Below are 12,269 nucleotides of genomic sequence, written 5' to 3'. Positions count from 1 at the left end.
CGCACTGAATTAGGTAATAAAAAGCAATGATGCAAAGTGTAGATATCGCCATCATCGGCGGAGGGATGGTTGGGTTGGCACTTGCTGCCGCGTTCAAAGACAGTGATCTGCGTGTCGCCGTTATTGAAGGTAAAGTGCCAGATGATTCGTTGAAAGAATTACCCGATGTTCGTGTGTCTGCGCTGAGCCGCTCTAGTGAGACGATTTTGCGTAAACTTGGTGCTTGGCAGGGCATAGAACAGCGCCGAGCTTCACCTTACCATGGCATGGAAGTATGGGAACAAGATAGCTTTGCCAGCATTGAATTTAATGCACAAAGTATGGCACAACCTGATTTAGGGCATATTGTTGAGAATCGTGTGATTCAACTTGCGCTGCTTGAACAAGTCCAAAAGCTCGATAACGTCACTATGTTTATGCCTGCACGTTGCGCGACTCTCGCGGTCGGTGAGCAAGAAAGCTGGCTGACGCTCGATAATGGCCAAGCCATGACCGCTAAATTAGTGGTCGGAGCCGATGGGGCGAATTCGTGGCTTCGCCATCAAATGGATATTCCATTAACGCATTGGGACTATGGTCATCATGCTTTGGTCGCGAATGTCAAAACTGCTATGCCACACAACAGCATTGCGCGCCAGATATTTACTCCTCACGGACCGTTGGCATTTTTGCCAATGTCGCAACCAGATATGTGCTCTATTGTTTGGTCCACGGAGCCAAATCGAGCAGAGCAGTTAGTGGCAATGAGTGAACATGATTTCAATAAAGCGTTAACGAGTGAGTTTGATGCTCGACTTGGTCTATGTGAAGTAGTGGGAGAGCGTGCTGCGTTTCCTTTGAAAATGCGCTATGCGCGAGATTTTGTCGTCGAGCGAGTCGCGCTGGTTGGTGATGCGGCCCATACCATTCACCCATTAGCGGGGCAGGGTGTGAATTTAGGTTTATTAGATGCGGCCAGTCTTGCTCAAGAGGTGTTAGCACTTTGGAAGCAGGGACAAGATATCGGCAGTAAACGCAACCTAAGAAGCTACGAGCGTTGGCGAAAAGCGGAAGCGGCAAAGATGATCGCTACTATGCAAGGGTTTCGAGATTTGTTCTCTGGCGAGAACCCAGCTAAGAAGCTCGTTCGTGGCATTGGCTTGAGTTTAGCGGGGCAACTGCCGGGAGCGAAAGATGAGATCATGAAGCGCGCGCTTGGTTTAAAGGGGCACTTGCCGGATCTGGCGCGTCAGTAAGTGCAAAGTGAACTTCAAATACACAAAAGGCTGGTTAATCCAGCCTTTGTTTTATCAACATTTTGCTAAGCATATGCGCATCGGAGTTTCATTATTTCTTGATTGATCTCTTTGACCGCTCGGAAATGGCGTTGCTCTGCTTTCTCCGGCAGTATTAACTTACCGTTATCAAACTCGAATCTACCGACCCCGTAAATATAAATTCTTCCTTTAAAAAGACGACTTATATGTTTAGCAATCATACTTGGTGTATAGCGCTTAAACAGTCTCATATTTACTTTCCTTTTATCTAACCTAGCCTAGGTATTCTACGTTCTGGACGCGAAAATTATTGTGACAGCAATAGTATTAAATACAGATGTAGGGTGTTGCGTCAGAGAATTGTGTTGTCTTAGACAATTTGACAGTGTCATCTCTTAAATAGCGTGAGGATTACCCCAAAAATAACCTCTCTAAAGGAACCCTTATGCCAATACACTCCTTTTTACGTGACGCATTAAGCAATAGTTTTGTTACAGAATTAAGAATAGAACGAAAACGGTTGTTTGCTAGTTGTTTCTATTAAGGCCGTGCTTCGCGTAACACACTTTACGTTCTAACGATTAGAGGAAATGAAAGAGAAAAAGTTCCACGTAAAAAAAAGCCCGCTTCAGCGGGCGAATAGTCACAGATGCATTACACAAAAGTGGATAACTAACTGCATGAATGCTGTCACTCAGCTAGCTGACTCACTTTATATCGGTTAAGTGCTTGTTTGAAACTTAACCAACAAATTCAGCATATACGAGTTTTATTCATGTGACTATTTATGTTTTATATGTGATTAAAAATTCTTATGTCTATTTTTGTAGATATGAGCGAGATCACGCAGTGATAGAAACACTACGTGTCATTACATTGTTTTTAGACGATTAACGACAGATCTCAGCCACGGTCGGCTGACACAATTGGATAAGATCTTGGATAGAAAGCGCCAGTCCAGCCATGCGATCGCCACTGCTGATCGTGACTTCCTGTTCTTCTAGTAAGCTGGGGTCGAACACGATTGGCATATGACGTTTGAGTAACAGAGGAGTGACAGTACCAATTTTGTAACCAGTGATGGACTCAACGTCGGCTTGATCAACACAAGTCATCCGGCGACATTTCAGTAACGAGCGCACTTTTTTGGGATCAACGCTACGATCACCTGGCGCACAGGCGAGTGCATATTGATTACCCATGTCTCGTAGCAAGATTGCTTTCACCATTTGAGAGGGGCGAATGCCGCGTTGGTGCGCGGCATCCTCAATGGTCGTTGCTGGTCTTTGATGCGGTAACAGACGAAACGGAATGTGTTGGTCTGTGAGAAATTGCATCAAAGGAGTATTGATTGTATTACTCATCATCAAGACTGTAAGGCAGTGATTCGATTGTCCATTCACACTCTGGTTGCGCAACCAAACGAAGACGAGTGTCCTCATCGAGATTATTAGGCAGCACGATCAGGCCAATCGCGTGATTGTCACTGAACTGGTAGTGATTTAATAAAGCACCTACTGAACGCCAGTTTTCACCTACGCTGCGTTCGAGCTCAATTGGTTCGTCACTGAATGGAGCAGAAGTCGCACCTTTTACGATATACATCGCACGTTTATTGGTACCGCGATACTTCGCTCGTGCTACCGTTTCTTGTCCCGTGTAGCAGCCCTTTGTGAAGCTTATGCCTCCTAAAGCTTGAACGTTGAGTGCTTGTGGAATGTGAGCATTCTGCGCGGATGCAGAGACAAATGGTAAACCTGCCTCAATATCGAAACGATTCCAAAGCTCATTTGTCGTAAAGACCGCGTCGGTAGTTTCAACGATTTGCTGTGCTTCTGGCGCACTTAATATCAGTAACCAGCGATCTTGTGCAACTTGCACGGCTGTGCCACCGTCAACTGGGCGAACGCTGCCAGTTGTCTTGCTCATTGTTGAAATGAATTCGTCGGCTTTAACGCCAGCAACGCCTAAGATAACGTCATCAGAAGCTTCAATCGTTACTTTAGAGAAAATGGCGTATTTCTTTATTTCATTAAGTTCTACGTCAATCGCCGATCTTGGTTGGATCATGCCGTAGCCATCATGATGATGGAAAAGGCGGAACACGCTCCACACTTTGCCTTTTGCATCACAATGTGCGCCCAGTGTTGATTGGTCTTGTTCTAAAGAAACAACATCGCAGGTAACCTGACCTTGTAAGTATGATTTTTTATCGTCACCGATCATGGTGATCATGCCGAAGTTATCCAGCAGTGAGATAGATAACTCTGGAAGTGCGTCTTGAGTTGAGAGAGGTAATGCTGAAAAACGAGTTTGCCATTCCATAATTACAATGCCTTTTGAAGATATTTTTCCGCTATGTTATACCCAAATAACCTTGAGATACTAGGGGAGCGATTTACGAATCAACATTTGTCTGCTTTCACTATCGTATTGTGACCCGCACACTAGTGACGTAGCACATCCCTTGTTACACTCCGCACTAACAACAAGACATCTATGAAGGAATAGTGAATGTACACTCCGGAAGAAAAAGCGCGTATTAAATGGGCTTGTCGTCGAGGCATGCTTGAGCTTGACGTAGTAATTATGCCGTTTTTTGAAGAGTGCTTTGATACTCTGAGTGAACAAGAGCAGCGTGACTTTGTTTCTTTACTTGAATGCGATGATCCTGATCTGTTTACTTGGGTAATGGGGCATGGCCGTAGCGAAAATTTAGGTCATGCAGCAATGGTTGATAAAATTGTCGCCCATAACCTCAGCAAAGTTCGTTAATTTTACTGCTTCTCCCTCTCTGACTGCCCGAGTCCTCAATGTTGTACTTTTCTTATTGATGACTTGGGCTGTTATCCTCTCTAGCATTCCGCTCGTATTATCGACTTATTTGTTATTACTGATTGTTAAGGCTCTCTCAAGCCAAGGCCTTGTTCAACCTACAAGTCATGGGCATTGGTATGTGCACTGCGATGGCTCGGTTAGGTTTGATGCCCTTGAATATGGCGAATACTCGGAAGATATTGAGTCCGAAAAGGGTCATTTACAGCGAGTCGATACATCGGCATCACCATTCAAGATAACATTCCAATTGCAATCTGGCCGTAGTGTTACGATTTGGCGTGATAGCTGTGACGATGAGCAGTATCGTCAACTATCTTTGGTATTACGCCAATGGGAAATGAAACAGGGAGCTAATGCTCCCTGCTGATGTAATAGTTTACTTGGCAAAGTTAAAGCTGTTTAGCTGGAACCAAAATCGTTGGTCCGCTGTTTTCCAGTTGGTTCGGATAATCAAGTGTGTAGTGCAAACCTCGACTCTCTTTACGCTGCATCGCACAACGAACCATCAACTCTGCGACTTGTAAAAGGTTACGCAGTTCTAATAAGTTGTTCGACACTCGGAAATTGCTGTAGTACTCGTGTGTTTCTTGTTGCAACAGTTGGATACGGCGTAAGGCGCGCTCTAAACGCTTGTCAGTTCGCACAATGCCCATGTAGTCCCACATAAACAGACGAAGCTCGTGCCAGTTGTGCTGAATGATCACTTCTTCATCACTATTGGTTACTTTGCTTTCATCCCAACATGGCACCTGTGAGGGTAGCTCAACGTTAGTGTGATGTTTTAGAATATCTTTTGCCGCAGACCAAGCATAAACCACGCATTCGAGAAGTGAGTTTGATGCCATGCGGTTAGCACCATGCAGCCCGGTGTAGCTAACTTCACCAATCGCATACAAATTTTTCAGATCGGTGCTGCCATTTCTATCCACCATGACACCGCCACAAGTGTAGTGTGCAGCAGGTACGATTGGGATTGGCTCTTTAGTCATGTCAATGCCCAAGTCCATCAAACGTGAATAAATGGTTGGGAAGTGTTTCGTAATAAAGTCAGCAGGCTTATGACTGATGTCGAGATACATACAGTCGGCGCCTAAACGCTTCATTTCGAAGTCGATAGCACGAGCCACGACGTCACGCGGAGCAAGCTCTTTACGTTCATCGAAATCTGGCATAAAGCGAGAACCATCTGGACGACGCAGGTAAGCACCTTCGCCACGTAACGCTTCAGTTAGCAAGAAGTTACGTGCTTCTGGGTGATATAAACACGTCGGATGGAACTGGTTAAATTCCATATTAGCCACACGACACCCTGCACGCCAAGCAATCGCAATACCATCACCAGACGACACATCTGGGTTAGAGGTGTATTGATAAACCTTTGAAGCACCACCTGTAGCGAGAACCACAAATTTGGCTCGCACGGTTTCGACATGCTCTTCGTTGCGGTTCCAAATATAAGCACCGATAACTTTGTTTTTATCACCGCCAATTTTGTCTTCGGTGATTAAGTCCAGAGCATTATGACGTTCGAGAACATGAATGTTTGGATGATTATGAGCGTTATCTTGCAGGGAGGTTTGCATCGCCATACCTGTCGCATCTGCCGCGTGAAGAATACGACGACGGCTATGACCACCTTCACGAGTTAAGTGGTAGCGAGGTTCATCGTCAGAGTCATCTTCTTCACGATCAAATGGGACACCACCGTCAATCAACCACTGTACACACTCTTTTGAATGCTCAGCAATGAACCTTACGGTCTCCTCATCGCAAATACCATCCCCGGCGATTTGCGTGTCTTCAACGTGTGAATCAATGGTGTCTGACTCATCAAATACGGCAGCGATACCGCCTTGAGCATAGTAGGTCGCCCCTTCGCTGCGTGGTCCTTTACTCAGCACCATCACCTTACAGTGGTTAGCAACGCGCAAAGCCAACGACAAACCTGCCGCGCCACTCCCTACCACTAATACATCACACTCATGTTCACGATTTGTGTTCATATAACTTTTATAATCCCAAGCTAAGGTAACAAAGTTACCTTGTGTATTATTTGCACACCATGTGCATTCCATTATCGCGACATCTGTCGCTAAGGGCTAAGTTGGGAGACCTATCGACGTCCGTGTTACGGCGGTGACTGAGCCACTCTTCTTTTTCATGCAGAGCATGAGCATGCTTCCTAAGTTATAATTTGTAACGCGGTGTTCAGATAGCCATTAGCCATGCAAATGAAAAGTAATAGTTTGTCAATGCCATTGCTTTTCCATGCTCGACCCAGCACAATCTGGGACAGAGATCATTCATTATACCCATTTCCCTCCAAGATGCTCGCTTGTCAAACTTAGACTAAAGTCAGGCAGCGGTGGTCATTTGGGTACAGACATCACACTGTGAAAAAACAATGACAAAAAACTTGAGAAACCATGGAACTTTCTCATTCACGTTAGGGTCACAATAGTGCTCAAGTAAGCAGTGGTGTCAATACTACGTTTTGCATAATTAGTACCCATATCTGAGAAGAGTAGGGGCATAACAAATAGGAGTATCCGCTCGAATGAACGAGCAGCTGACCGATCAAGTATTGATTGAGCGAGTTCAGAATGGCGATAAGCAAGCATTCAACCTGTTGGTAACAAAGTACCAGAATAAGGTATGTAATCTTATTTCCAGATACGTTAGTAATCCTGGCGATGTACCAGATGTAGCACAAGAAGCGTTTATTAAAGCTTACCGAGCTATCCCTAGCTTTCGTGGGGAAAGTGCGTTTTATACGTGGCTGTATCGCATTGCAGTGAATACTGCGAAAAATCACATTGTTGCTCAAGGGCGTAGACCTCCAGCGACAGATGTCGATGCTGAAGATGCTGAATTTTACGAAACAGGTAGTGCACTTAAAGAAATATCGAACCCTGAGAACTTAACGTTGTCCAAAGAATTGCAACGGGTGGTGTTCAGTGCAATCGAAGCTTTACCTGAAGATTTAAAAACCGCAATGACATTACGAGAGCTCGATGGCTTGAGTTATGAAGAAATTGCAGAAGTGATGGATTGCCCGGTAGGAACGGTACGATCGCGTATCTTCCGTGCTCGTGAGGCGGTGGAAAAGAAAATCAGACCTCTTTTGCAACGCTAGTACAAGTAATAACTATGGTGAAAATAATGGCTGACAAAGAAAAACTTTCAGCTCTCATGGATGGAGAATTGGTCGATAAGGCTTTAATTCAAGAGTTAGAGCAAGACCAAGAGAGCCGTGATGCTTGGCAGAACTATCACCTGATTGGTGATGTGATGCGAGGCGAAGCGCCAGCAAAACCTAAGTGGAATATTGCTGAAAGCGTGGCGTTAGCGTTAGAAGATGAACCTGCACACCGTGCGTTTGATTCGCACAGTGCAAATGTTATCTCAATTGCGGATACGCCAAAAGAGTCGCAACCAGAACCGCAAAAAGCAAAACGTCAGTTGCCAGGTTGGTTGACGCAGTTTGGTCAAGTTGCTGTTGCTGCATGTGTATCGCTTGTTGTTATTTTAGGTGTACAGCAGTACGGTGGTAGCGATTCAATGTCGCCGCAAACAGATCAATTACCTGTATTGCAGACGGTTCCGTTTGCTGGCAGCGCAGAACCAGTGAGTTTGACTCGTGAGTCTGTAGAACGTTCTGTAGGCGAGGCAAATATGCAAGAGCAGCGCAAGCGTGTTCATGCTATGCTGCGAGACTACGAATTGCAGTTACGAATTAACAGTGATGCATCTCAACAAGATGCAAATCTGAATCCGGATATTGAATGAAAAAATTTCTGATCAGCGCTTGCGCTCTGTTCAGTATGATGTCTTCTCAAGCCTTTGCTGGTGATAAGCCAGCGGAGGCTTTATTGCATCAAATGAGCGAGGCGAGTAAGAATTTAAGTTACGAACTCTCTTATATCCTTATCAAAAAGAACAGCATTGAGCCGTTGCTGTATCGTCATGCCACGCATGGTGACGATCAATATGCTCATCTTGTCTACTTAAGTGGCCCTGTGCGTGAAGTGATTCGTCGCGGAACTGAAGTAAGTTATATCGAAACGGGTTTAGAACCATTCACCATCGAGTCAGGTAAAATGGTCGCTCCGACTATGCCTATGCTCAACACCAATATCGATGAGCTAAACTTGTATTACGACTACGTAAAAGTGGGTAGAGCTCGTGAAGCTGGTGTGGCAACACAAGTGCTGCGTATTGTTCCTAAAGACGGTCTGCGCTATTCATACGTACTATGGATCGATGAGAAGAGTAAATTGCCGTTACGTGCCGACCTTGTGGACCGCGATGGTGAGATGCTTGAACAATATCGCACTATTTCTTACACGGTAAACCCAAAAATCGCAGAGTTAATGAGTGGCCTGCAAGATGTTCAATTACCTGCTGTTCTCACCATGCCAAAAGGCGATATTGGGACCAGTAATTGGCAGGTTGGTTGGATCCCTGAGGGTTTCGAGCCGAACGAGCTCAACCGCTATCGTATGGCCGTTACTAACCAAATGGTGGAGAGCCAGCTGTATTCTGATGGTCTGTTTAGCTTCTCTGTTTACGTAGCAAACAAGGATGAGCATTCGTTAAAAGGGCAGTTGGTTCGCCAAGGCAGAAGAACGCTACACAGTTTTGTGAGTGGTCAACATGAAATCTCTGTTGTAGGAGACATTCCACCGACCACAGCACAGCGTATCGCCCAATCTGTCACATTTAATGTAACAAAGAGTAAATAACAATGATGACCGCGTTGGCTACCGTGACAGACGTGCATCGTCGCGGCAAGCAATACGAAATTGATTTAAGTTGCGAACAGCAGACCAGTTGCAGTAGTTGCTCTTCACAGAAAAGCTGTGGAACGGGCGTTGTTACTAAAGCCATTGGTAACAAGAGTTTATCTTGGCACCTGCGCACGGATAAATCGGTGAAAATAGGTCAAGTCGTCGAGATTGGTTTTCCTGAGTCGAGCCTAATAAAATCAGCAATGGCGGTTTATTTACTGCCATTGTTTGGTTTGATTATCGGTGCGATGTTTGGTCACTTCCTATTAGCGCCGCTGACAGCCGGCGGGGAAGGCATCATCATATTGGCATCGGTATTGTTTGCCGCTGGTGGAATGTGGATCGCAAAACGTGTTTCTCGTCCGTTAGAAGATGAATCTAAGCGCCAAGTTACCCTCGTTCGGGTACTTGGAGAGCCAATCCAGTAAGTGCTGTCCCCCTCCACTAAAGGTTATTTGGGTATGTACTTTAAATTACGTGCGCCCGTTAACGAAATTCGGTAGAATCTGCCAACTTGATTGAAATGCCGTCAGTAGATGGCGTTTCTTACTGTCCCTATTTGTAAAGAGTTAGTCACCCTAAATCTATGAAGCACATTCGTAACTTTTCGATTATCGCCCACATCGACCATGGTAAGTCGACCCTATCAGACCGTCTAATCCAAGTTTGTGGCGGGTTAACCGATCGTGAAATGGCCGCACAGGTTCTGGATTCTATGGATCTTGAACGTGAGCGTGGCATCACCATCAAATCTCAGAGTGTGACGCTAAACTACACCGCTAAAGACGGTGAGACGTATCAGCTGAACTTCATCGATACTCCGGGGCACGTTGACTTTGCATATGAAGTATCACGTTCTCTAGCGGCTTGTGAAGGTGCGCTATTGGTTGTGGATGCGGGTCAAGGTGTTGAAGCTCAAACACTGGCTAACTGTTACACCGCGATCGAAATGGATCTAGAGGTTGTGCCAATCTTGAACAAGATTGACCTACCAGCAGCCGATCCTGAGCGTGTAGCGGAAGAAATTGAAGAAATCGTTGGTATCGATGCAATGGAAGCAACCCGCTGTTCTGCGAAGACAGGCATCGGTGTTGATGACGTTCTAGAGAACATTGTGTCAGCGATCCCTGCTCCGGAAGGTGATCCAGATGCGCCACTACAAGCGCTGATCATTGACTCATGGTTTGATAACTACCTTGGCGTTGTTTCTCTAGTGCGTATTAAAAACGGCGAACTGAAGAAGAACGATAAGATCAAAGTGATGAGTACGGGCCAAGTTTGGGGTGTAGACCGCCTTGGTATCTTTACGCCAAAACAAGTAGATACCGATACCCTTCGTACTGGTGAAGTAGGTTGGGTTGTTTGTGGTATCAAAGACATTCTTGGTGCCCCTGTTGGTGATACGCTGACTCTAGCGAAGAATGGTTGTGATAAACCGCTACCTGGCTTTAAGAAAGTTAAACCTCAGGTTTACGCAGGTCTGTTCCCTGTATCTTCTGACGATTACGAGAACTTCCGTGACGCACTAGGCAAACTAAGCCTAAACGACGCATCGCTATTCTACGAGCCAGAAAACTCTGCGGCACTTGGCTTTGGTTTCCGTTGTGGCTTCCTTGGCATGTTGCACATGGAAATCATCCAAGAGCGTCTAGAGCGTGAATACGACTTGGATCTTATTACCACAGCACCAACGGTAGTTTACGAAGTTGAGAAGACGGATGGCGATCTGCTGTATGTTGATAGCCCAGCAAAACTACCAGCGATCAATGATATTGAAGAAATTCGTGAACCGATTGCGCGTTGTAATATCCTTGTGCCTTCAGAGTACCTCGGTAACGTAATCACCCTGTGTGTTGAAAAGCGAGGCAGTCAAGTTGATATGGTTTACCACGGTAACCAAGTCGCTGTGACTTACGATATTCCAATGGCTGAAGTGGTACTGGATTTCTTCGATCGTCTGAAATCAACATCACGCGGTTACGCATCTTTGGATTACAACTTCCAGCGTTTTGAAGCTTCGAACATGGTACGTGTAGACGTTCTTCTTAACGGTGACACTGTTGATGCATTGGCGATGATCACACACAAAGATCAGTCTCAGACTCGCGGTCGTCAGTTGGTAGAGAAGATGAAAGAATTCATCCCTCGCCAAATGTTTGATATCGCAATCCAAGCGGCAATTGGTAACCACATTATCGCTCGTTCAACTGTAAAACAGTTGCGTAAGAACGTTATTGCGAAATGTTACGGCGGTGATGTAAGTCGTAAGAAGAAACTTCTGAAGAAACAGAAAGAAGGTAAGAAACGCATGAAGCAGATCGGTAACGTTGAGCTGCCTCAAGAAGCGTTCCTAGCCATCCTTCACGTAGGTAAAGACTAAAGTTGAACTTTGTCTCACACTTGTCGGTCTTAAGACGTTAGATATTAAAATAAGTGAAAGGGTTTCGGCTCTTTCACTTTCGTATTTTTAGATAAGGGAATTTAATGGCGAATACATTCTCACTGATGTTGGTTATTGCGACTTTGGTAACTGGCGTTGTTTGGCTATTGGAAAAGCTGGTTTTCGCGAAAAAGCGTCAGGAAAAACTGGCTGAGATTCAAGCTCAGACGTCTAATGGTTTGGATGCAGTGACCTTGCAAAAAGTTGAGCGTCAGCCTTGGTGGGTTGAAAATAGCGTCTCTATTTTTCCTGTGATCGCATTCGTTTTAGTATTACGTTCTTTTATCTACGAACCATTTCAAATCCCATCAGGCTCAATGATGCCTACCTTGTTGGTTGGCGATTTCATTTTAGTTGAGAAGTACGCGTACGGTCTAAAAGACCCAGTATGGCGTACTCAGCTAGTGGAAACTGGTAAGCCTGAGCGTGGTGATATCGTGGTATTCAAATACCCACCACAACCAAGTGTGGACTACATTAAGCGTGTAGTTGGTTTACCTGGTGATATCGTGCGTTATTCAAGTGATAAGCAGCTTTGCGTGCAAAGCCAAGGCGAATCGGCATGTAAGCCAGTTAAACTGAGCAATGTTGAAGAAAGTCAGTTTAGCTCGAACGGTATTCCAATGATCCAACTGGATGAAAAATTGGGTAACGTTGAGCACAATATTTTGGTTAACCCTCTTGTGCGTAACCGCGTGGAGCAATATTTCCCACGCAGCGGCACGACAGAGTGGGTTGTACCACAAGGTCAGTATTTTGTGATGGGTGATAACCGTGACAACAGTGCTGACAGCCGTTACTGGGGCTTTGTTCCAGAAGCAAACTTAGTCGGTAAAGCTGTCGCGATCTGGATCAGCTTCGAGTTTGATCGTGGCGCAGATAGTGTTCTACCTTCATGGATTCCAACTGGTGTGCGTTTTAACCGCATCGGTGGCATTCACTAAC

At 45.3% G+C, this 12,269-nt stretch carries 13 protein-coding genes; 9 read left to right on the top strand and 4 right to left on the bottom strand.

All coding sequences use genetic code 11. The features are described 5' to 3' along the window. Positions 1–26: 26 nt before the first annotated feature. Positions 27–1,235, top strand: coding sequence for an FAD-dependent 2-octaprenylphenol hydroxylase (locus KJB35_RS10225; protein WP_033907445.1), 1,209 nt, complete (start codon positions 27–29; stop codon positions 1,233–1,235). 65 nt (positions 1,236–1,300) lie between these two features. Here KJB35_RS10225 and KJB35_RS10220 read toward each other — a convergent pair whose 3' ends face one another. From KJB35_RS10220 to ygfZ, 3 genes are all read right to left on the bottom strand, one after another. Next, positions 1,301–1,507, bottom strand: coding sequence for a DUF1107 domain-containing protein (locus KJB35_RS10220; RefSeq protein WP_005380970.1), 207 nt, complete (start codon positions 1,505–1,507; stop codon positions 1,301–1,303). A 639-nt stretch (positions 1,508–2,146) separates the two neighbouring features. Next, positions 2,147–2,620, bottom strand: coding sequence for an aminoacyl-tRNA deacylase (locus KJB35_RS10215; RefSeq protein WP_005384562.1), 474 nt, complete (start codon positions 2,618–2,620; stop codon positions 2,147–2,149). Next, complete coding sequence (gene ygfZ, locus KJB35_RS10210) at positions 2,613–3,581, bottom strand: tRNA-modifying protein YgfZ (RefSeq protein WP_065274852.1); 969 nt, start codon at positions 3,579–3,581, stop codon at positions 2,613–2,615. Before ygfZ ends, KJB35_RS10215 begins: the two co-directional genes overlap by 8 nt. Positions 3,582–3,770: 189 nt before the next feature. Between ygfZ and KJB35_RS10205 the strand changes: the two genes are divergently transcribed. Beyond that, positions 3,771–4,031, top strand: coding sequence for a succinate dehydrogenase assembly factor 2 (locus KJB35_RS10205; RefSeq protein WP_005380951.1), 261 nt, complete (start codon positions 3,771–3,773; stop codon positions 4,029–4,031). Next, the gene (locus KJB35_RS10200) at positions 4,000–4,461 is read left to right on the top strand and encodes a protein YgfX (protein ID WP_224721353.1); all 462 of its coding nucleotides are present in this window, start codon (positions 4,000–4,002) and stop codon (positions 4,459–4,461) included. Before KJB35_RS10205 ends, KJB35_RS10200 begins: the two co-directional genes overlap by 32 nt. 22 nt (positions 4,462–4,483) lie before the next feature. Here the strand turns inward: KJB35_RS10200 and nadB are convergent, their stop codons facing one another. Then, entirely contained in the window at positions 4,484–6,097 is a 1,614-nt protein-coding gene (nadB, locus tag KJB35_RS10195) for an L-aspartate oxidase (protein ID WP_130544997.1), read from the bottom strand. Between the two features lie 554 nt (positions 6,098–6,651). Between nadB and rpoE the strand changes: the two genes are divergently transcribed. The 6 genes from rpoE to lepB all read left to right on the top strand — a co-directional run bounded on the left by rpoE (position 6,652) and on the right by lepB (position 12,268). Continuing rightward, positions 6,652–7,230 (top strand): RNA polymerase sigma factor RpoE, encoded by a 579-nt coding sequence (gene rpoE, locus KJB35_RS10190; protein WP_005380946.1) that lies wholly within the window; start codon positions 6,652–6,654, stop codon positions 7,228–7,230. 26 nt (positions 7,231–7,256) lie between these two features. Next, positions 7,257–7,883 carry a sigma-E factor negative regulatory protein gene (locus KJB35_RS10185; protein WP_285358615.1) on the top strand — a complete coding sequence of 209 codons (627 nt, stop codon included), beginning with the start codon at positions 7,257–7,259 and terminating at the stop codon, positions 7,881–7,883. Then, entirely contained in the window at positions 7,880–8,839 is a 960-nt protein-coding gene (gene rseB / locus KJB35_RS10180) for a sigma-E factor regulatory protein RseB (RefSeq protein ID WP_005380941.1), read from the top strand. Before KJB35_RS10185 ends, rseB begins: the two co-directional genes overlap by 4 nt. A gap of 2 nt (positions 8,840–8,841) precedes the next feature. Next, complete coding sequence (locus tag KJB35_RS10175) at positions 8,842–9,312, top strand: SoxR reducing system RseC family protein (RefSeq protein WP_005384575.1); 471 nt, start codon at positions 8,842–8,844, stop codon at positions 9,310–9,312. Positions 9,313–9,470: 158 nt separating this feature from the next. After that, on the top strand, positions 9,471–11,264 hold the full coding sequence (gene lepA, locus KJB35_RS10170; RefSeq protein ID WP_005380934.1) for a translation elongation factor 4: 1,794 nt from the start codon (positions 9,471–9,473) through the stop codon (positions 11,262–11,264). A 104-nt stretch (positions 11,265–11,368) separates the two neighbouring features. Then, positions 11,369–12,268, top strand: a complete 900-nt coding sequence (gene lepB / locus KJB35_RS10165; RefSeq protein ID WP_005380933.1) for a signal peptidase I — start codon at positions 11,369–11,371, stop codon at positions 12,266–12,268. Position 12,269: the final 1 nt, after the last annotated feature.

The sequence above is a fragment of the Vibrio sp. D431a genome, assembly GCF_030248655.1.
Lineage (GTDB): Bacteria > Pseudomonadota > Gammaproteobacteria > Enterobacterales > Vibrionaceae > Vibrio > Vibrio alginolyticus.
The sequence above is the reverse complement of the archived record's forward strand: the minus strand, read 5'-3'. Positions and strand labels throughout refer to the sequence as shown.